Annotated in this window: 18 protein-coding genes; 1 reads left to right on the top strand and 17 read right to left on the bottom strand. The window is 65.9% G+C overall.

The genetic code is table 11. The features are described 5' to 3' along the window. Positions 1–111 precede the first annotated feature (111 nt). From rpsA to ACQZF9_RS10055, 16 genes are all read right to left on the bottom strand, one after another. Complete coding sequence (gene rpsA / locus ACQZF9_RS09980) at positions 112–1,788, bottom strand: 30S ribosomal protein S1 (protein ID WP_428313082.1); 1,677 nt, start codon at positions 1,786–1,788, stop codon at positions 112–114. A 127-nt stretch (positions 1,789–1,915) separates the two neighbouring features. Then, positions 1,916–2,611, bottom strand: a complete 696-nt coding sequence (cmk, locus tag ACQZF9_RS09985) for a (d)CMP kinase (protein ID WP_428313083.1) — start codon at positions 2,609–2,611, stop codon at positions 1,916–1,918. Between the two features lie 10 nt (positions 2,612–2,621). Then, the gene (gene aroA / locus ACQZF9_RS09990; protein WP_428313084.1) at positions 2,622–3,938 is read right to left on the bottom strand and encodes a 3-phosphoshikimate 1-carboxyvinyltransferase; all 1,317 of its coding nucleotides are present in this window, start codon (positions 3,936–3,938) and stop codon (positions 2,622–2,624) included. Further along, the gene (locus tag ACQZF9_RS09995; protein ID WP_428313085.1) at positions 3,935–4,804 is read right to left on the bottom strand and encodes a prephenate dehydrogenase; all 870 of its coding nucleotides are present in this window, start codon (positions 4,802–4,804) and stop codon (positions 3,935–3,937) included. Before ACQZF9_RS09995 ends, aroA begins: the two co-directional genes overlap by 4 nt. A gap of 147 nt (positions 4,805–4,951) precedes the next feature. Continuing rightward, complete coding sequence (gene hisC / locus ACQZF9_RS10000; protein ID WP_428313406.1) at positions 4,952–6,022, bottom strand: histidinol-phosphate transaminase; 1,071 nt, start codon at positions 6,020–6,022, stop codon at positions 4,952–4,954. Between the two features lie 80 nt (positions 6,023–6,102). Continuing rightward, the gene (gene pheA, locus ACQZF9_RS10005) at positions 6,103–7,188 is read right to left on the bottom strand and encodes a prephenate dehydratase (protein ID WP_428313086.1); all 1,086 of its coding nucleotides are present in this window, start codon (positions 7,186–7,188) and stop codon (positions 6,103–6,105) included. Between the two features lie 74 nt (positions 7,189–7,262). After that, the gene (locus ACQZF9_RS10010) at positions 7,263–8,438 is read right to left on the bottom strand and encodes a phosphoglycerate dehydrogenase (RefSeq protein ID WP_428313087.1); all 1,176 of its coding nucleotides are present in this window, start codon (positions 8,436–8,438) and stop codon (positions 7,263–7,265) included. A 181-nt stretch (positions 8,439–8,619) separates the two neighbouring features. Then, positions 8,620–9,702 carry a 3-phosphoserine/phosphohydroxythreonine transaminase gene (gene serC, locus ACQZF9_RS10015; RefSeq protein WP_428313088.1) on the bottom strand — a complete coding sequence of 361 codons (1,083 nt, stop codon included), beginning with the start codon at positions 9,700–9,702 and terminating at the stop codon, positions 8,620–8,622. A 34-nt stretch (positions 9,703–9,736) separates the two neighbouring features. Next, on the bottom strand, positions 9,737–10,162 hold the full coding sequence (locus tag ACQZF9_RS10020) for a type II toxin-antitoxin system VapC family toxin (RefSeq protein WP_428313089.1): 426 nt from the start codon (positions 10,160–10,162) through the stop codon (positions 9,737–9,739). Positions 10,163–10,277: 115 nt separating this feature from the next. Continuing rightward, the gene (locus ACQZF9_RS10025) at positions 10,278–10,505 is read right to left on the bottom strand and encodes a ribbon-helix-helix domain-containing protein (protein WP_428313090.1); all 228 of its coding nucleotides are present in this window, start codon (positions 10,503–10,505) and stop codon (positions 10,278–10,280) included. Positions 10,506–10,601: 96 nt separating this feature from the next. Then, positions 10,602–13,325, bottom strand: coding sequence for a DNA gyrase subunit A (gene gyrA / locus ACQZF9_RS10030; protein WP_428313091.1), 2,724 nt, complete (start codon positions 13,323–13,325; stop codon positions 10,602–10,604). Between the two features lie 218 nt (positions 13,326–13,543). After that, positions 13,544–13,702, bottom strand: a complete 159-nt coding sequence (locus ACQZF9_RS10035; RefSeq protein ID WP_428313092.1) for a DUF3309 family protein — start codon at positions 13,700–13,702, stop codon at positions 13,544–13,546. Positions 13,703–13,784: 82 nt separating this feature from the next. Continuing rightward, entirely contained in the window at positions 13,785–14,993 is a 1,209-nt protein-coding gene (trpB, locus tag ACQZF9_RS10040) for a tryptophan synthase subunit beta (protein WP_428313093.1), read from the bottom strand. Then, positions 14,990–15,628, bottom strand: a complete 639-nt coding sequence (locus ACQZF9_RS10045) for a phosphoribosylanthranilate isomerase (protein ID WP_428313094.1) — start codon at positions 15,626–15,628, stop codon at positions 14,990–14,992. The genes trpB and ACQZF9_RS10045 overlap by 4 nt, the downstream gene beginning before the upstream one ends. 39 nt (positions 15,629–15,667) lie before the next feature. Then, positions 15,668–16,447, bottom strand: coding sequence for a tRNA pseudouridine(38-40) synthase TruA (gene truA / locus ACQZF9_RS10050; protein ID WP_428313095.1), 780 nt, complete (start codon positions 16,445–16,447; stop codon positions 15,668–15,670). Between the two features lie 41 nt (positions 16,448–16,488). Beyond that, entirely contained in the window at positions 16,489–18,744 is a 2,256-nt protein-coding gene (locus tag ACQZF9_RS10055) for a FimV/HubP family polar landmark protein (RefSeq protein ID WP_428313096.1), read from the bottom strand. A 258-nt stretch (positions 18,745–19,002) separates the two neighbouring features. On the opposite strand from ACQZF9_RS10055, the gene ACQZF9_RS10060 reads away from it, so the two are divergent. Beyond that, complete coding sequence (locus tag ACQZF9_RS10060) at positions 19,003–19,785, top strand: DUF6683 family protein (RefSeq protein ID WP_428313097.1); 783 nt, start codon at positions 19,003–19,005, stop codon at positions 19,783–19,785. A gap of 2 nt (positions 19,786–19,787) precedes the next feature. Here ACQZF9_RS10060 and asd read toward each other — a convergent pair whose 3' ends face one another. Continuing rightward, a complete protein-coding gene (asd, locus tag ACQZF9_RS10065; RefSeq protein ID WP_428313098.1) occupies positions 19,788–20,903 on the bottom strand; it encodes an aspartate-semialdehyde dehydrogenase in 1,116 nt (371 codons plus the stop codon). Between the last annotated feature and the right edge of the window lie 40 nt (positions 20,904–20,943).

Genomic DNA, 20,943 nt, shown 5'->3' on the forward strand with positions numbered 1-20,943 from the left:
TAGGTTATGGAATAAGGCCGCAGCTGTGACGATAGTCAAAAAAGAAGGGCCGCGCAAGCGCGGCCCTTCGATTTTTCCCAATACTTCTGGGGAGATACAGCTTGGAGAGGCTTAGCCCTCGCCGCCGCCCAGCTGATCCTTGAGCAGGTCACCCAGCGAAGTCTTGCCGGTGGAAGCGTTACGGCTGTATTCCGTGACGATCTCGGCTTCTTCCTGGATCTCCTTCTCGCGGACGCTCAGCGTCACGATGCGGGTCTTGCGGTCCACGCCGATGAAGCGCGCTTCCAGCGTATCGCCTTCCTTCAGCACCTTGGTGGCATCTTCCACGCGCTCGCGGGACAGGTCGTTGGCCTTGATGTAGCCCTCGACGCCACCGGCGAGTTCGATCACGGCGCCACGCGCCTCGACCGACTTGACGGTGCCCTTGACCATGGCGCCCTTGACATTCTCGGCCATGAACTGGGTCAGCGGATCCTGGGCAACCTGCTTCACGCCCAGGCTGATGCGCTCACGGGCGGAGTCGATCGCCAGCACCACGGCGTTGACTTCCATGCCCTTCTGGTACTTGCGCACGGCGTTGGCGCCGTCGTCGTTCCAGTCGAGGTCAGACAGGTGAACCAGGCCGTCGATGCCACCGTTGAGGCCGATGAACACGCCGAAGTCGGTGATCGACTTGATCTGGCCGCTGACCTTGTCGCCCTTCTGGTAGTTCTGGCTGAACTCTTCCCATGGGTTGGGCACGCACTGCTTCATGCCCAGGCTGATACGGCGGCGCTCGCCGTCGATATCCAGGATCATCACCTCGACTTCCTGGCCGATGGTGACGGCCTTGTTCGGGTTGATGTTCTTGTTGGTCCAGTCCATTTCGGAAACGTGGACCAGGCCTTCGACGCCCGGCTCGATTTCGACGAACGCGCCGTAATCGGTGATGTTGGTGACCTTGCCGAACAGGCGGGTCTTTTCCGGGTAGCGGCGGGCAATGTCGACCCACGGATCGGCACCCAACTGCTTCAGGCCGAGGCTGACGCGGCGACGCTCGCGGTCGTACTTCAGCACCTTGACTTCGATTTCCTGGCCGACCTGGACGACTTCCGCCGGATCCTTGATGCGCTTCCAGGTCATGTCGGTGATGTGGAGCAGGCCGTCGATGCCGCCCAGATCCACGAACGCGCCGTACTCGACGAGGTTCTTGACCACGCCCTTGAGGACGATGCCTTCCTGCAGGTTGGCGAGCAGGCTGTCGCGCTCGGCGCTGTACTCGGCTTCGAGCACTTCGCGGCGGCTGACAACGACGTTGTTACGCAGACGGTCGAGCTTGATGACCTTGAACTCGAGCGGCTTGCCTTCGAGGTAGGACGTGTCGCGGACCGGACGGACGTCGACCAGCGAGCCCGGCAGGAACGCGCGGACCGTGCCGATGTCGACGGTGAAACCGCCCTTGACCTTGCCGGTGATGATGCCGATGACGGTTTCCTTGCCGTCGAACGCCTTCTGCAGGCGCTCCCAGGTCTTGATCCGCTCGGCCTTTTCCTTGCTGAACTTGGTTTCGCCGAAGCCGTCTTCGACGGTTTCCAGCGCGACTTCGACCTGATCGCCAACGGCGATGGTGAGCACGCCGTCGACCATGAACTCGATGATCGGGATCACGCCTTCGGACTTCAGGCCGGCGTCGACGATGACGACGTCGGGCTTCAGTTCCAGCACGATCGCGTTGACGATGGTGCCCGGCTGCATCGACTGGCCGCCCTTGAGGCTGGCCTCAAACATTTCAGCAAAAGACTCAATCATTCAGTTAACTCTCAATAGCCTGCCCGGGACGGAGACGGCAGTCGTGTTGGTTATCAAAGGCCGCATCCGTTTGCGGCCCGTCACCCCTGCGTGGAAAAAGCACGGCCTCGCGAAGAACTGTTGCCAGCTAGCTTCGGAGGAAACCCCGATCCTTTAACAAATCGTCAATACGCTGAGCCACTTGCGTGGGATTCAGTAGCGTCGTGTCGATCAGGATCGCGTCACTCGCCGGCACCAATGGCGCCACGCTGCGAGTGCGGTCCCGCTCATCGCGGGTGCTTATTTCGGTGCAGAGGTCTGCCAATATAGCGGTTTGGCCGGCCGCACTCAACTGACGCAGCCGGCGCCGCGCCCGCTCCTCGGCGCTGGCGGTCAGAAACAGCTTCAGCGCCGCATCCGGAAACACCACCGTGCCCATGTCGCGGCCGTCGCCGATCAGGCCGGGCGCGACGCGGAAATCCTTCTGCCGCTGAAGCAAGGCAGTGCGCACGGCGGGCGCGGCCGCGATCTGCGAGGCCAGGCCGCCAGTGGTCTCGGCGCGCACCCGATCCTTGACGTTGACGCCACCGACCCAGATCGCCTCGTCGTCCTCGTGGGCGCCGGTAAAGCGGATATCGAGATTCGGCGCCAGCGCGGCAACCGCGTCGGTATCGCTCAGCGCGATGCCGGCATCGACCGCGGCCAAAGCCAGGATCCGGTACAGCGCACCGCTGTCGAGCCGATGCCAGCCGAGCCTTTCTGCCAGGCCGCGCGACACCGTGCCCTTGCCGACGCCGGAAGGGCCATCGACGGTGATGACGGGAGTCGCGATGCCGCTGTTCATGGAAGCCGTCTCAAGCCGAGGTCAAGGCAGCGAGCTGCAAAAAGTAGTCCGGGAAAGTCTTGGCCACGCAGCCCGGATCGTTGATGCGTAGCGCCACGCCGCAGGCGGCGAGCGAGAAACTCATGGCCATGCGATGGTCGTCGTAGGTATCGATGGCCGCGCGCGCGAGTACTGCCGGCGGCTTGATGCGCAGGAAATCCGGCCCGGCTTCGACCGTGGCGCCTAGCTTGGCGAGCTCCGCCGCCATCGCCGCGATGCGGTCGGTTTCCTTGACGCGCCAGCTGCCGATGTTGCGCAGCACGCAGGGGCCGTCCGCAAACAGCGCCATCACCGCGGCCGTCATCGCCGCATCCGGAATATGGTTGAAGTCGGTATCGAAAGCCGCCGGACGAAAACCGCCTGCGAGACCCGGTGAACTGACTTCGCTCCAGTCCTCGCCCTGCTTCACCTCGGCGCCCATTGCGGCCAACACGTCGACGAAGCGCACGTCGCCCTGCAGGCTCGCGCTACCCATGCCGTGTACGCGGACCGGCCCGCCAGCAAGTGCGCCGAGCGCCAGAAAATACGATGCGGACGAGGCATCGCCCTCCACCGCGAAGTGACCCGGCGCCGCGTACTGCGAGCCTGCCGCGACCATGAAACGCGGCGCACCCGCCCCGGTCTGCGAGCGCTGCACATCGACACCGAAGCGGCGCATCAGCGCGATGCTCAGCTCGATGTAGGGCTTGGAAATCAGCTCGCCTTCGACGTCGATCACCAGATCATGCTCGCGCGCCAGCAGCGGCGCGGATTGCAGGATGCCGGTGAGGAACTGGCTGGAAGCGTCGCCGCGTACCCGTACCGGCTGCAGCGCACGCGCCTGCGCCGGCTCGATCAGCAGCGGCGGAAAACCGGCCTGTTGCAGATAACCGATCTGCGCGCCCAGAGGACGCAGCGCGTCGACCAGATCGCCGATCGGCCGCTCGTGCATGCGCGGTACGCCGGACAGTCGATAGCGCCCGTCCATGAACGCCAGCACCGCGACCAGCGTGCGCACCGACAGCCCGGAGTTGCCGACGAAAATATCCGACTCGCGCCGTGGAAACCGCGCTGCGCCGCGAACCTGCCAAACGTCGCCGACCTGCTGCAACGGCACGCCGCAGGCGATCAGCGCCTCGCGCATCACGCGGGCGTCGTCGGACTCGAGCAGGCCGCTCAACTGCGTTTCGCCTTGAGCCAGCGCCGCCAGCAGCAGCGCGCGTATCGACACGCTCTTGGAGCCCGGCAGACGCAGCTCGCCGCGCGCGGCGCGTATCGGCGCCAGGTCGAGGTACGAGACGTCGCTCATTCGATCTGCGTCAGATAGTACTCACGCGCTGCGCGGGCGCGCTCGAACGCGGCTTTCATTTCGTCCCAGCGACCGTCCGTGATCATGCCCTGCAGCGCCTGCAGGTCGGCGATCTGCCGTGTCAGCAGCTCGCTGACGGCCGGCGCATTGGCACGCACGATGTCATGCCACATCTGCGGCGAACTGCTGGCGATGCGGGTGAAGTCGCGAAAGCCGCCACCGGCGTTCGGAAAAATATGGCGGCTGTCGTCGAGCTTGCCGACCACGTCGACGAAGCTGTACGCGAGCACATGCGGCAAATGCGACGTCGCCGCGAAAATGGCGTCGTGCTGGGACGGTGTCATCTCGACCACGCGCGCGCCGCAGGCTTCCCAGAGTGCTCGCACCAGTGCCAACGCTTTCTCATCCTGGCGCGCATGCGGCGTCAGGATCACACGATGCTTGCGAAACAGATCAGCCAGCGAATTGGCGACGCCGCTTTTCTCGGTGCCGGCGATCGGATGGCCGAGCACGAACCAGGGCGGCAGTTCGCCGAACACGGTTTCAACATCGGCGGCGACCGACTGCTTGGTGCTGCCGACGTCGGTGACGACGGCGCCCGCCGCGATCGCGCCGCGGATCGCGTTCAGCGCATCGGCGGTGCGCAGCACCGGCACCGCGATGATCACCAGGTCGGCGTTCTTCACCGTGGCAGCGGGACTGTCGCCGGCATGATCGATCACGCCCAGCGTCACCGCCTGCTCACGCCGCTGCGGATCGGGATCGTAGCCGCTGATGCTGCCGACGCCGCCGGCGGCGCGCAGCGCGCGGGCGACGCTGCCACCGATCAGGCCCAGGCCGATGACGGCGAGGTGCTTAGCGAGCATCAACTGAAATCCAAGGAAACTCCGTTCGTCCCGAGTAGGCTCGCTTGCGAGCCGTATCGAGGGACCCGATCGGTGCTGGCCCCTCGATACGCCGCAAGCGGCTACTCGGGGCAAACGGGAGGCGATATAAGGTCCGCATCGAACCCATCAAGCGCCCAGCACATCACGCAGCGCCGCCAGAAAACGATCGTCCTCGCTCTCGGTACCCAGCGTCACGCGCAAAAAGTTCGGCAGGCCATACGAACCCATGGGCCGCACGATGATGCCGCGCTCCAGCAGGCCCTGATGAACCGGCGACGCATCACGGCCGAAGTCGATGGTCAGGAAGTTGGCCTGAGACGGCAGACATTTCAGGCCGAGCTTGGCCAGCAGCGGCGGCAGACGCAGACGCTCGCGCGCATTCAACTCTACCGACAGACGCACATGCTCCTGATCGGCCAGCGCCGCTTCGGCGCCGATCAGCGCCAGCGAGTTGTTGTTGAACGGCTGACGTACGCGATTCAGCAGATCGGCGACCGTGGGATGCGACAGCGCGTAGCCGACGCGAAGGCCGGCGATGCCGTAGATCTTCGAGAACGTGCGGCAGACCAGCAGGTTCGGATAGCGATCCAGCCAGGCGCGCGCGTCGGAGCGCAGCTCCGCGTCCTGATAATCGTAGTAGGCCTCGTCGAGCGCGACGATCACGTGCGGCGGCACGGTGTCCAGAAAGCGCTCGATCTCCTGCGGCGTGTTCCAGGTGCCGGTCGGATTGTTCGGGTTGGCGATGAACACCAGGCTGACGTCGGCACGCGTCTTCAGCACGCGCGCGAAGGCATCGAGATCGTGGCCATACGGCATGGTCGGGTGATCGGCCGGGAAGCTCGGCACCACCACGGCTTCGGCGTTCTGCGCCTGTGTTGCCAGCGCATAGACCGCGAACGCGAAATCCGAATACATCACCGCGCGGCCGGGGCCGGCGTAGATGCGCGACAGGAATTCGAGGATGTCGTTGGAGCCGTTGCCCAACGTGATCTGCTCGGGCGCGATGCCGTGATATCGGCCGATCGCCGCCTTCAGCGCAAAACCGCTGCCGTCCGGATACAGGCCCAGATTCTGCTCGCCGGCCGCCGACGCAACCGCGGCGCGCACTTTCGGGCTCGCACCCAGGGGGTTTTCGTTGGACGCGAGCTTGAGCACGTCCTTGATGCCGAGCCTGCGCTGCAGCTCGTCGATCGGCATGCCGGGGGTGTAGGCGTGCAAAGACAGCACGCCGGGCAGCGCATTGCGCTGCAGCACTTCGTTGTTGGGTTTGGTCACGCTCAAATCACCGCTTGCGGATAGGAGCCGAGCACGCGGAACAGAGCGGCGCGCTGGCGGATTTCGTCGAGTACCGGCTTGATCAAAGGGTCTTCGCAGTGGCCGTCGATATCGACGTAGAAGTTGTAGTCCCAGGCGGCGCGGCGCGATGGCCGCGACTCCAGCTTGGTCAGGTTGATACCGGCTTTGGCGAACGGCGCCAGCAGCTCGAACAGCGCGCCCGGGCTGCCCTTGTGCGCCGAGAACACCAGCGAGGTCTTGTCGCGACCGCTAGGGTCGGACAGCTTGCGGCCGATGATCAGGAAGCGCGTGGTATTGCTGGGATCGTCCTCGATGTTCGAGGCCAGCACGTTGAGGCCGTACAGCTCGGCGGCGGCCTTGCTGGCGATCGCCGCGCCGATGCCGGTTTCGGACACCTGCTGCGCCGCCGCGCCATTGCTCGACACCACCGCCTGCGAGGCATTGGGCAGGTTCGCATCCAGCCAGTGGCGGCACTGCGACAGCGACTGCGCGTGCGAGAAGATCACTTTGACCTGGTCCAGCCGCTCGACCTTGGCCATCAGGTGGTGATGCACCGGCAGCAGCACTTCGCCGCAGATGCTCAGGTTCGCCGTCGCCAGTTCGTCCAGGGTGTTGCTGACGATACCGCCGATGGAGTTTTCCACCGGGACGACGCCGTAGGCGGTTTCCCCGGAGTCGACGTCGCGGAAGATTTCGTCGATCGCGCGCTTGGCGCGCGCCTCGACCGAGTGGCCGAAGTGCTTGTAGACGGCTTCCTGCGTGTAGGTGCCTTCCGGGCCGAGATAGGCCACCGTCAGAGGCGACTCCAGCGCCAGGCAGGCCGACATGATTTCGCGCATCAGCCGCGCCATCACCTCGTCGCCTATCGGGCCCTTGTTGCGTTCCATCGCGCGGCGCAGAACTTCGGCCTCGCGCGCCGGGCGGTAGTGGTCGCCGTCGGCGCCGGCCTTGGCCTTGATGTCGCGCACGGCCTCGGCAACGTGGGCGCGCTCGCTGATCAGGGCCTGGATCTTCTCGTCCAGCGCATCGATCAGGGCGCGAGCTTCGGGCAGCGTGGTCGGTTTCATAGGAGCGGATTCGAAAGGACGCGAAGAATACAGCGGTTTGTTCCCCTCTCCCACCGGGAGAGGGGACCGCGGCCTCAGCGAGCCGCGATCACGCGCGTCGACAGCACGCCGGGGATGGCCGCGATCTCGTCGACCACGGTCTGCGGTATCGAGGTATCGACGTCGACCAGCGTGTAGGCCAGATCGCCGCGCGACTTGTTCAGCAGGTCGGCAATGTTGAGATTGCGCCGCGCCAGCGCGGTCGAGATCTGCCCGACCATGTTCGGCACGTTCTCGTTGACGATGCACAGCCGGTACTTGCCCGGCAGCAGCGCCAGCACCGCTTCCGGAAAATTCACCGAGTTGGTGACATTGCCGGTCTCCAGAAAATCGCGCAGCTGCTCGGCGACCATGACCGCACAGTTGTCCTCGGCCTCGTTGGTGGACGCCCCCAGATGCGGCAGCGCGACCACGCGCGGGTTGCCCTTGAGCGCATTCGACGGAAAGTCGCAGACGTAGGCGTGCAGCCGGTTCTCGTTGAGCGCCTCGACCACGGCGGCCTCGTCGACGATGCCTTCGCGCGCAAAATTCAGCACCACGCCGCGCGGCTTCAGCAGCCGGATGCGCTCGGCGTTGATCAGGTTGCGCGTCGCCGGAGCCAGCGGCACGTGCAAGGAGACGAACTGCGACTTGGCCAGAACTTCGTCGACGGTCAGCGCCTGCTTGACGCGTGCGTCGAGCTTCCACGCGTTCTGCACCGTCATCGCCGGATCAAAGCCCCAGACTTCCATGCCCAGATCGATCGCCGCATTCGCCAGCTTGACGCCGATCGCACCGAGGCCGACGACACCCAGCGAACGGCCCGGCAGTTCCATGCCGACGAACTTCTTCTTGCCGGCTTCGACTGCCTCGTGCATCGCGTGATCGTCGCCGTCTAGCTTGCGCACGAAGTCCAGCGCCGGCGCGATATTGCGTGACGCCAGCAGCAGGCCGGCCAGCACCAGCTCTTTGACCGCATTGGCGTTGGCGCCCGGCGCATTGAACACCGGCACGCCGCGCTTGCTCATCAGCGCGACCGGAATGTTGTTGGTGCCGGCGCCAGCGCGGCCGATCGCCTTGACGCTGGCCGGCAGCTCGGTCTTGTGCAGGTCCGCGGACCGCACCAGGATCGCGTCCGGCGCGGCGACATCCGGCCCGGTCTGGAACCGCGGCGCCGGCAGGCGCTCCAGGCCCTGCGCGGAGATGCTGTTAATCGTCTGAATTTTGAACATTGGAATTCTCCTCGTTGTTATCCCCTCTCCCGCGTGCGGGAGAGCAGTTGGCTCCAGCGAGAAGCGACCGATGTCGCTTCGAGTTAGGCCAACTGCGCGCGCAGCGCCGGGAGAGGGTTCTTTCGGACACGACAAAAGCCCCTCTCCCTAACCCTCTCCCGCATGCGGGAGAGGGGACGAATCAGCCGCGGGTGCGCGCAAACTCCTTCATGTAGTCGACCAGCGCCGCAACGCCTTCCTGTGACATCGCGTTGTAGATCGAGGCGCGCATGCCGCCGACCGAGCGGTGGCCTTTCAGGCCGATCAGGCCGGCTGCCTTCGAGCCTTTCAGGAAGTCGGCGTCCAGCTCGGAGTTGGCCAGAACGAACGGCACGTTCATCTTGGAGCGCACCGCCTTTGCCACCGGGTTGCGGTAGAAGTCCTGGCTGTCGAGGTAGTCGTACAGCAGCTTGGCTTTGCGCGCGTTGTGTTCGCCGATCGCGGCCAGCCCGCCGCGGGCCTTCATCCACTTGAACACCAGGCCGCAGACGTACCAGGAGAAGGTCGGCGGCGTGTTCAACATCGAATCGTTGTCGGCGACATTCTTGTAGTCGTGGATCTGGAAGGTGCCGGGCGCGACCTGGCCGATCAGATCGTCACGCACGATGACCACGGTCAGACCAGCCGGACCGATGTTCTTCTGCGCGCCGGCGTAGATCAGGCCGTACTTCGACACGTCGAACGGACGCGACGCGAAGCTCGACGACATGTCGCTGACCAGCGGCACCTTGCCGACATCCGGCGCGTCCGGAAACTCGACGCCGTGGATGGTTTCGTTCGAGGTGATGTGCACGTAGGCCGCATCCGGATCGAGCTTCCAGGTGGCTAGCGCGGGGATGTCGGTGAACTTGCCGGCTTCGCTGCTCGCCGCGAGATTGGCCTTGCCGTGATTCGCGAATTCCTTGTACGCCTTCTTGCCCCAGTCGCCGTTGACGATGAAGTCGGCGCCGGTTTTGCCGCGAAGCAGGTTCTGCGGCACCACCGCGAACTGCGCGGTCGCCCCGCCCTGCATGAACAGCACTTTGTAGTTCGCCGGGATGCCCAGCACTTCGCGCATGTCGCGTTCGCAGTCCTGCGCGATCTGCGTGAACTCCTTGTCGCGATGGCTCATTTCCATCACGCCCATGCCCGAGCCGTGCCAGTCCAGCAGCTCGGCTTTGACTTCCTCAAGCACGGCCAGCGGCAAGGTCGCGGGGCCGGCGCTGAAGTTGTGGATGCGGCTCATGTTGTATCTCCTGTTCTAGTTTTTTGATCGGGGTTCATGCCGCCGCGGACGAACGCGTCGCCCGCAGCCAGTTTTCTACTTCAAGGCCGGGCACCGACAGATAACGCTGTGGCTCGTCGGTGATCAGCGTCAGGCCATGCGTCAGCGCGGTAGCGGCCAGGATCAGCTCGAAGCCGCTGAGGCTTTCATGCTGCTGCGCCAGGTAACCGGCGAGCTGGCTCGCCTTCTGCGCCTCGGCGCTGCCGAACTCGATCACGCGCAGCGTCGCGAGCATCGTCTTCATCAGCTCGCCGTAGCGCGCCAGCGCACGCGGCTGCAGGCGCAGGCCGGTCTCGGCCTGAACCTGGCTGACGACGGAGATCGCGACTTCGCCGGGCTTGAGCTGGCCGAGCGCCAGCACGACCGGCAGCCTTCCTTTGACGGCGGCCGCCAAAGTCGCGGCGTCTAGCAGCACGCCCATCTAGCGCCTAACCGTCATGGTCGCGAAAGCGGGCATCCAGTCGTGAGGACCGGACGTCGGTTGCGGCCTTACAGCGAGCACTGGATGCCCGCCTGTGCGGGCATGACATGTGTGCTTATTCATTCGGCTTCCAGACCTGGAAGTCGGCGATGCCGGCCGCCAACTCCGGCGCCGGGTTGCGAAAGTGCTCGCGCAGCGCCGGCGGCCAGTCAGTGGCCTCGAAGCGCGCCAGCCAGTCCTTGACCGCGATCGAAATCAGCCGGTTGCGGGTCATGCCGGCCAGCTCGACCGCCCGGTTGAGGCGCTCGAGGGTGTCGTCGTCGAAATGGACACTGAAATTCATCGGCGCGGATTAAAACATAACAGGACATGTTAGACAACGGCTTCGGGCAAAGAAAAGGCGCGGAATCTCCGCGCCTCTTCGTTTGCCGCCAAGGGGCTATTCCTCGGTGGCCTCGCCCTCGCCCGCGTCGCTCGGCCCTTCCAGCGGCGCCGCGGTGTCGTCGACCGCGACCTCGTCCTCGGCTTCGATCTCGATCCTGTCGACGCCGACCAGGCGGTCGCCGGCGTTGGGCTTCATCAGCCTCACGCCCTGGGTGTTGCGGCCCATCGTGCGAACGTCAGTGGCCTTGAAGCGGATCAGGTTCGCGGACTCGCTGATCAGCATCACCTGGTGACCATCGGTGACCTCGACCGCGCCGATCAAGTTGCCGGTCTTGTCGGTCAGCGACTGCGCGATCACGCCCATGCCGCCACGGCCGCGCAGCGGGAACTGGTCGATCGGGGTGCGCTTGCCGTAGCCGAACTCGGACGCGGTCAGCACGTCGGCACGCGCCTCGCCTTCGGTTTCCGGCGACACCACGATCAGCGAGATGATCTGCGCATGCGCCGGCAGCACCTCTTCGCTGGTCTCGGTTTCCGTGCCTTCGCCGGACTCGTCGGCCGCCGCTTCGTCGCGACGCACCAGGCGCATGCCGCGCACGCCCGTCGCGGTGCGGCCCATCGCGCGCACGTCGTTCTCATTGAAGCGGATCACGCGGCCGGCGTCACTGAACATCAGCACGTCGCTGTTGCCGGTGGTCAGCGCGACGCCGACCAGGGAATCGTCGACGCGCAGGTCCAGCGCGATGATGCCGTTGCTGCGGATGTTGGCGAACGCGGCCAGATCGGTCTTCTTGACCGTGCCCAGGCGCGTCGCCATGAAGATGTAGCGCGGCGAGCCGTCCTCGTTCTCGAACTTCTTGACCGACAGCACCGCGCTGATTTTCTCGCCGGCTTCCAGCGGCAGCAGGTTGACGAACGGCCGACCGCGCGAGCCGCGCGAACCACCCGGCAGCTCGAATACGCGCAGCTTGTAGACCTTGCCGGTGGAGCCGAAGCACAGCAGCCAGTCGTGCGTATGCGCGACCCACAGCCGATCGACGAAATCTTCCTGCTTGTTGGCGGTGGCGAGCTTGCCGCGGCCGCCGCGCTTCTGCGCCTGGTACTCGGTCAGCGGCACGCTCTTGACGTAGCCTTCGTGGCTCAAGGTCACGACCATGTCCTGCGGCGCGATCAGGTCTTCGCGCGCCATATTCAGCGCGGCGTCGGTGATTTCGGTGCGGCGCTCGTCGCCGTACTGCTCCTTGATCGCCAGCAGCTCGTCGCGGATCACCGTCAGCAGGCGATCTTCCGAGGCGAGGATGTCGAGGTAGTCGATGATCGCGTCGAGCAGTTCCTTGAACTCGTTGTGGATCTTGTCCTGTTCCAGACCGGTCAGTCGCGACAGGCGCATTTCCAGGATCGCCGAGGACTGCGCGTCGGACAGGCGATAGGCCGCCTTGCCGTCTTCGTCGATGATGCCGAATTCGGCGGCCAGATCTTCCGGCCGCGACGCCGACGAATCCGCACGCGCCAGCAGCGTCGTCACCAGGCCCGCGTCCCAGGTGCGCGCCATCATCTTGGTCTTGGCTTCGGCGGAATTCGGCGAGCTGCGGATCAGCTCGATCATTTCGTCGATGTTGGCCAGCGCTACCGCCAGGCCTTCGAGGATATGCGCGCGCTTGCGCGCTTCGCGCAGCAGGTAGCGGGTGCGGCGCGTGACCACTTCGCGGCGATGGCGCACGAAGATTTCGAGCAGCGTCTTCAGCGACATGGTCTTCGGCTGGCCGCCGTCGAGCGCGACCATGTTGATGCCGAACGTGACCTGCAACGAGGTCTGCTGGAACAGGTTGTTCAGCACGACCTCTTCGTTCTCGCCGCGCTTGAGCTCGATGTAGACGCGCATGCCGTCCTTGTCGGACTCGTCGCGAATTTCGGCAATGCCTTCGACTTTCTTTTCCTTGACCAGCTCGGCGATGCGCTCCTGCAGGCGCGCCTTGTTCACCTGGTAGGGCAGCTCGGTGACGATGATCGCCTGCTTGTCGTTGCCCACGGTTTCGAAGTGGGTGCGCGCGCGGATGACGATGCGACCGCGGCCGGTCTCGTAGGCTTCCTGCAGGCCGTGCGCGTCGAGGATCAGGCCGGCGGTGGGAAAGTCCGGCGCCGGGATCAGCTTCATCAGACCGGCGGTGTCGATGTCCGGGTTGTCGATCAGCGCGATGCAGCCCGAGATCACTTCGCCGAGGTTATGTGGCGGGATGTTGGTGGCGAGGCCGACGGCGATACCGGCCGAGCCGTTGACCAGCAGCTGCGGCACGCGCGTCGGCAGCACCAGCGGCTCGACGTCTTTTTCGTCGTAGTTCGGGACGAAGTCGACGGTCTCCGAATCGATGTCGGACAGCATCTCCGAGGTCAGCCGCGCCATGCGGCATTCGGTGTAACGCATCGCCGCGGCGCGGTCGCCGTCGACCGAGCCGAAGTTGCCCTGGCCGTCGACCAGCAGGTAACGCATCGAAAACGGCTGGGCCAGACGCACCAGCGCGTCGTAGGCGGCGGTGTCGCCGTGCGGGTGATATTTGCCGATGACGTCGCCGACCACGCGCGCGCACTTGATGTACGGGCGGTTCCAGACGTTGTTGAGCTGGCTCATCGCATACAGGATGCGGCGATGCACCGGCTTCAGGCCGTCCCGGGCATCCGGGAGTGCGCGGCCGACGATTACGCTCATTGCGTAATCCAGATAAGAGCGCCGCATCTCGTCTTCGAGATTGACGGACAGGACTTCCTTGGCGAATTCGGTCATTAGCGCAGTAGCAGGCTCGGGCAGCTCATGAAGGCCGCCTCGTATAGTCGAAAGGGTGCAATCTTTATGCGCTAAATTCTAACACGCGCGGCCGCGCCTGACGCTATAGACGCGCCGACGCGGAGGCTGTAGGGGGATAGTCGGATCGGGATCGAGCCCGCTTTACGCGGCGCCCAAGCCGCTCAGTCGACCGGCCGGGCGTACTGAAGGCTGCTGCCCTAGATGGCGCCCATGAAAATCAGCACCAGCACCACGATCAGCGCGGTGCCGAGGCCGCCGGCCGGGAAGTAGCCCCAGGAACGGCTGTGCGTATGCACCGGCAGTGCGCCAACCAGCAACAGCAGCAGCACGATCAGCAGAATGGTTCCAAGTGTCATCGCGACTCCCTATGCTTTCTATGCCCGGATGGGCAAACAAAGCTAGCTGCGTGATGCTGAACGCCATCCGCCTGCGCGGCTGTTAGCCCAGTGAAATGCCGTCGTGCTTGGCGACCGTGAAGATGTCCTTGTCGCCGCGGCCCGAAAGATTGACGACGATGTTCTGGTCCTTCCTCATCGTCGGCGCGAGCACCTTGGCATACGCCACCGCGTGCGCCGATTCCAGCGCCGGGATGATGCCTTCGATGCGTGCGCATTCGTGGAAAGAGGCGAGCGCGGCATCGTCGTTGATAGCGGTGTACTGCACGCGGCCCTGGTCCTTGAGCCAGGAATGCTCGGGGCCGACGCCGGGATAATCCAGGCCGGCCGAGATCGAATGCGTGCCCTGAATCTGGCCGTTTTCGTCGGCCATGATGTAGGTCCGGTTACCGTGCAGCACACCCGGCTTGCCGGCCGACAGCGGCGCGGCGTGGCGGCCGGTTTCGACACCGTCACCGCCGGCTTCGACGCCGTACATCTTCACTTCCGGAAAGCCGAGCAAGGGATGGAACAGGCCGATCGCGTTCGAGCCGCCGCCGACGCAGGCCACCAGCGCGTCCGGCAAACGGCCGATCTGTTCGCGCGACTGCACGATGACTTCGCGGCCGACCACGGCGTTGAAGTCGCGCACCAGCATCGGGTACGGATGCGGCCCGGCGACGGTGCCGATGATGTAGAAGGTGTCGTCGACGTTGGTCACCCAGTCGCGCATCGCCTCGTTCAGCGCGTCTTTCAGGGTGCGCGTGCCCGAGGTCACCGGCACCACTTCGGCGCCGAGCAGCTTCATGCGGTAGACGTTGGGCGACTGCCGCTCGATGTCGTCGGCGCCCATGTAGACCACGCATTTGAGGCCGAGCCGCGCGGCGATCGTCGCCGAGGCGACGCCGTGCTGGCCGGCGCCGGTCTCGGCGATGATCCGCGTCTTGCCGAGGTGCTTGGCCAGCAGCGCCTGGCCCACGGTGTTGTTCACCTTGTGCGCGCCGGTGTGGTTCAGATCCTCGCGTTTGAGCCAGATGCGCGCGCCGCCCCAGGCCTTGGTCATGCGGTCCGCCGGATACAGCGGCGACGGCCGGCCGACGTAATGCTTCAGGTCGAAATCGAGTTCGGCCTGGAATTTGGGGTCGGCCTTGAACTGCGCGTAGGCCTCCTCCAGCTGGCGCAGCGGCTCCATCAGGGTTTCGGCGACGAAGCGGCCGCCGTAAGGGCCGAAATGGCCGCGGGAATCCGGGTACTGCAGTGTGTCGTCTTTCATTCTTTGGATGGTTGCCTGTCGGCGCGGCGTACCGCGTCGACGAAAGCCCGCATCTTGGCGGGATCTTTGATGCCCGGCGCCGATTCGATACCGCTGGACACGTCCACGGCGGGCGGGGCCGCCATTGTAAGCGCCTGCCCCACGTTTGCCGCGTCCAATCCGCCGGCCAGCACCCAGGATTTGCTCAAGCCTCGCGGCGCACGCGACCAGTCGAAGCGATGGCCCGTGCCGCCGAGCGCGCCGGGCGCGTGACTGTCGAGCAACAGGCCGCGCGCTTTCGGATATCGCGCGCACCAGTCTTCCAGGTCCTGGCTTTCGGCCATCGGCACGGCTTTGAGATACGGCCGCGCCCAGCGCTCGCAGAACTCGGGCGACTCCTTGCCGTGGAATTGCAGCAGGTCGGGATCGATGCGCTCGATCACCTGATGGACCAAGGCCGCGTCGGCGTCGCGGAACAGCGCGACGACGCTGACGAACACCGGCACGCGCCGGCGCAGTTGGTCGGCCACATCCAGCGGCACCACGCGCTTGCTGCGGGCGTCGAAGATCAGTCCGACCGCGTCCACACCCAGGCTCAGCGCGACGTCGAGGTCTTCGCTGCGGGTGAAGCCACAGAACTTGATGCGTGTGGACAAGCGGCCTTCGCGTATGTCGTCTGGATACAGCAATACCGCTCAGGGCAACCAGAACTCCGGAGCGGCCGGAATGCCGAATTCCGCAGGGTAATCGGCAGCCACCAAGTATAGACCCTCGGGGGGCGCGTTCATGCCGGCCTGGCTGCGGTCGCGGCCGTCCAGCACCTGCCTGACCCAGGCTTCCGGACGCCGGCCGCTGCCGACTTCCATCAGCGTGCCGGCGATGTTGCGCACCATGTGATGCAGGAAGGCGTTGGCGCGAATGTCCAGCAGCACGAACTCGCCGCGGCGATACACCGCGATGTCGGTGACACAGCGCATCGGCGTGCTCGACTGGCATTGCGCGCCGCGGAACGCGGAGAAATCCAGCTCGCCGACCAGCGCCTGCGCCGCGCGGTGCATGGGCTCGGCGTCCAGCGGCCATTTCAGCCAGGCGACGCGATCACCGAGCAAGGCCGAGCGCGCGCGATGATTGTGGATCACGTAGCGATAGCGCCGCGCCAGCGCGCTATGCCGCGCGTGAAAATCCGCGCGCACACCCTGCACCCAGCGCAGCGAAATGTCCGACGGCAGCTGCGAATTGCTGCCGAGCAGCCAGGCATGAGGACTGCGCTCGGCAACCGAATCGAAATGGATGATCTGCGCGTAGCCATGCACGCCGGCGTCGGTACGCCCGGCCGCGGAAATCGCCACCGGCTGTGCCGCGACCTTCGACAGCACCGCTTCGAGCTCGCCCTGCACCGAGATCGCATGCGGCTGCGATTGCCAGCCCGAATAACGTGTGCCGAGGTACTCGACCTCGGCGGCCCAACGGCCCATGCAAGGATCCTTCGGCGGTTAAAGCCGCAGCCTAGCAGCTGCTATGCCGGCAGGCGCCGCAACAGGGCCTCGGCGTCGGCCTGCTGCGCAGCCGTGCCCTGCACCGCCACCTCGGCGAGCAGGTCGCGCGCCATCTGGTTGTCGCCCATGTCGAGATAGGCGCGCGCCAGATCGAGCTTGGTGCCGACCTCGTCGTCGGTGGCGATGTCGACTTCGGGCTCGGGTTCAAACAGGTCGATGTCGTTCGGGTCGATTTCCGGCAGCGCGTCGAACTCGATCGCGCCGGGGTCGGCGAGGTCCAGCACGGCCGGTGCCGACGGCGGCTGCCACTGCGTCTGCATCGGCGTTTGCGCCGGTGTCGGGCTGTGCCAGCTGGCGACGTCGACCGGCGCGCCGCCGTCGAAGGTGTTGAGTTCGAACTCGACGCGGTTGCCGTTATCCGATGGCGCGGGTGCCACGGGCGGCGGCAGGTCCGCCACCGGTTCCAGCGTGAACTCGATGTGATGGCCGCGAGACGCCTCGACCGGCCGCTCGGCCTCTGGATCGCGGAACAGCGGCGACTCCGGGCACAGCTGGCTGCCCATGAACACCAGCCGGCTCCATTCCGCGGCGCCCAGGCGCGGCTGAAGGGACGCCGCCAGCGCTTCGAAGTCCGCAGATCGCCCGGCGGCGAAATAGGTCTCGGCCAGCTTCAGCTGCAGATCGTTGCGGTCCGGCTCGAGCGCGATCGCCTCGATCAGTCCGCGCACCGCCTCGTCGTACAGCCCGTAGGACAGATGGAAATCAGCTTCGGCGACCGGATCGAGCGGCTGCAGCTGGTCGTAGGCCGGGGGTAGCGTTTCGGCACCACCGGCCAGGTCGATTTCGACCGGCTGCGCCTCGTCGTGTTCCGGCGGCGGCACCTGGCTGTCGGCCGGCGGTGCCTCGCTGAGGATATCGACCACCGGCGGCGGCGCCACCGGCACGGCCGCTGGGTCGGCGGGCTCGCCGACGACAGCCTCCACCGGCGGCGGCTCGGATTCGGACGCCGCAGCCGCGACCGCCGCCGTCGCCGCGACCGGCGCGGTGACGGACGCAGCCGCGACTGCCGCTTTCGCTTTGCGACGGCGGCTCCACAGGAGCAACAGCGCCAGCAGTGCGAGCAACAGCAGGGCCGGCATCAGCAATGGCAGGCTGAGCAGGTCCGGATTGGACGGCGGCAGCGGCGCCGGCACGGCGGGCGGCGCGGGCGCTTCGGCGACGGCCGGCGCTGCGGCGGCTTGGCTGACGGCATTGTCCGGCGGCGGCACGGTGACATCGACCGCAGCCGGCGGTGCTTCGTTGGTCGGGGACGCCGTCGCCGCTTCAACCGAGGTCTCGACTGGGGTTTCGGCTGGGGTTTGGACGGCGGTTTCGATACGGGTCTCAACTGGCGGCGTCACCGCAGCGTCGGCGGGCGCCGCCGCGATCGGCGTTTCGGCCTCGACCGCCGGCGCAGCCGGCGGTGCTTGGGGCGCGACCGCGACAGCCGGCTTGGCCGGCGCTTGCGCAACCGCCGTGCCCGGCGCCACCGACGCTGCCCGCAGTGCCTGCACCCGACGCCGTGCTTCCAGCTCCGGCACCGCGCGCATCTGCTCGACGCTCGGCACCTGCAAGGTCGAGCCGATCAGCAGGCCGTTGATGCCGCCGAGAAAAGCCTGCGGATTGGCGGTATACAGCGCCAGCATCGTCTGGTCCTGCGACACCAGCGCCGGGTCCGGACGCAGCTTGGTGGCGACGCTCCAGAAGGTCTGCCCGGAGCGGATCGGGCCGTAAGTCTTCGGCTGCTGCTGGCGCGCGCTCTCGGCCGCGGCAGCATCGGACAAAGGCTCGGCACTGGCCGCTGCCGGCGCTTCGGGCTGCTCGGTGGCGGCGGCGCTGGGCTGGCCGGCGCTGGCCGCAGCCGGCAGATCGAGCAACACGGTGTAGCCGCGCAGCACGCGACTGCCGCCGGCGCGCGCCTCCACCAGCAGCGCGATATAGGGCTCGCGGGCGATGTCGCCGCTGCTGATGCGCACTTTGGAGCCGCTGACGCTGAATTTGAGGCTGGACAGATAGTCGCTGCGTTCGATGCCGGCCTTTTCGAAATCCGCCGGCGATGCCAGCTGCACGCGCAGGCTGTCGAGGTCGTCTTCCGACAGCGAGGTCAACGGGATCGTCGCCGACAGCGGCTGGTTCAACCGCGAACTCACCTGGATGTCGCCCAGGCCCAGCGACCAGGCAGCCGTGCAGAAAACACCCGCAAACAACGCTGTCCCGATAGCCAGTCTCTGCAACATCATTGCTCCCCGTACCGCGACCGCGGAAACCCGCATCGAATAAGTCCTGATGACCGGCACCGCCGGGCAGCGCGATCCGCAGGCCGCACTACAGTAACAAAAGCGACCGAAACTCCAGCGCTGCCCAACACATGGCCCGCTCCAGCGGCCGATGCGACGGGATTAACGGCAGTCATCGCCGCAGCCGATACAAAATCCAACAGCTCGTTGCGCAAATCGCTTACACGGTCGGGCCACCATCTTGCTTCGACGAATCACATGATCGAACGCAACTTCAGCAATCGGTTCTTCAGTCAGTACCTGATCGTCAGCCTGCTGCTGGCAAGCCTGTCGGCCCCCGGCTTCGCCCAGGAGGCCGATCCGGCCGAACTGTCCAGCCTTTACGCCTCGCCGACGTTCCAGCAGAGCGTGCTGCAGAAAATCGGCAAGCCTATCCTCGCCGCCGGGCAGCGCAGCCTGCTCGGCGACAGCGCGCCGCCCTCGCCGGCCGCGGTGCGGGTGACGACGACCGCGGGCCTCAGCGCCAATCTGGACTACCGGGCGCAGGAGGGCATCAGCCGGACCTTGCGCGAACAACTCGTGCAACGCGTCGCCAATGCTGAACCCGAGCAGGAGCCGGAAGTGCGCAGCGCGCTGGCCAGCGGCTCGATCTGGCGCCAGTTCGAATCGCTGCTGTCCGGCATCGGCTACTCCAGCCGCAACCTCGCCGACGTGATGGCCTCGTATTACGTCGGCGCCTGGGAGATCGTCCATCGCCGCTCGGCGACGCCCGGTGTGTTCCGCGCGGCGCGCGACCAGATCGCCGAATCGCTTGCGCACAGCCCGGAAATCATCCTGATGACCGACCCGGAGAAGCAGCGCACCTCGGAGGCGCTGGGCATCCTGACCGCGGTCGCCGGCAACGGCAGCCGGGCACTGCTGCTCAAGGGCGACCAGATCGGCTACCTGGCGATGCAGACCGCGGTCTACGAATCGCTGCTGGAACAGGGTATCGATCTGAAGCGGCTGCGCCTGGGATATCAGGGTTTCGAGCCGGGCTGAACTCAGGCGCCGAGCAGAATCCGCAGCATCCGCCGCAAGGGCTCCGCCGCGCCCCACAGCAGCTGATCGCCGATCACGAACGCCGACACGTATTCCGGCCCCAGATTGAGCTTGCGCACGCGGCCGACGCCGACCTGCAGCTCGCCGGTGATCGACGCCGGCGTCAGCTCCTTGACCGTGATCGCGCGCTCGTTCGGCACCCACTTCACCCAGTCGTTGCCGCTGCGGATGATGGATTCGATTTCGCTCAGCGGCAGATCGCGCTTCAGCTTCAAGGTCAGCGCCAAGCTGTGGCAACGCATCGCGCCGATGCGCACACACAGGCCATCGACCGGGATCACGGATTCGGGCTTGCTGTTGCCGAGGATCTTGTTGACCTCGGCCTGGCCCTTCCATTCTTCCTTGGACTGGCCGTTGTCGAGCTGCGCGTCGATCCACGGAATCAGGCCGCCGGCCAGCGGCGCGCCGAAGAACTCAGTCGGCACGTCCTGACGGATGCTGGCCGCAACCTTGCGGTCGATGTCGAGAATCGCCGACGACGGCGTCGCCAGCTCGTCGGCGACCGCGTGGTTGATCACGCCCATGCCCTGCAGCAGCTCGCGCATGTGATTGGCGCCGCCGCCGCTGGCCGCCTGGTAGGTCATCGAGCTGACCCATTCGACGAGGTTTTCGCGGAACAGGCCGCCGACGCCCATCAGCAAAATCGAGTTGGTGCAGTTGCCGCCGATGTAGTTCTTGATGCCCTTGTCCAGCGCCTGGTCGATCACATTGCGGTTAACCGGATCGAGCACGATCACCGCGTCGTCCTTCATGCGCAGCGTCGAGGCCGCGTCGATCCAGTAGCCGTTCCAGCCGCTGGCGCGCAGCTTCGGGAAAATCTCCGTGGTGTAGTCGCCGCCCTGGCAGCTGATGATCACGTCCATCGCGCGCAGCGCATCGATGCTGTTGGCATCGAGCAGCGTGCTGGCATTTTTCGCAAACGCCGGCGCAGCGCCGCCGACGTTCGAGGTGGTGAAGAAATGCGATTCCACCAGCGCGAAATCATTTTCCTGCTGCATGCGCTGCATCAGCACCGAGCCGACCATGCCGCGCCAACCGACCAATCCGAGCTTCTTCATAACGACTCTCTAAATGTTATTCATCCTTCTCCCTCCGGGA

Source organism: Hydrocarboniphaga sp., from assembly GCF_965279055.1.
Taxonomy (GTDB): domain Bacteria; phylum Pseudomonadota; class Gammaproteobacteria; order Nevskiales; family Nevskiaceae; genus Hydrocarboniphaga.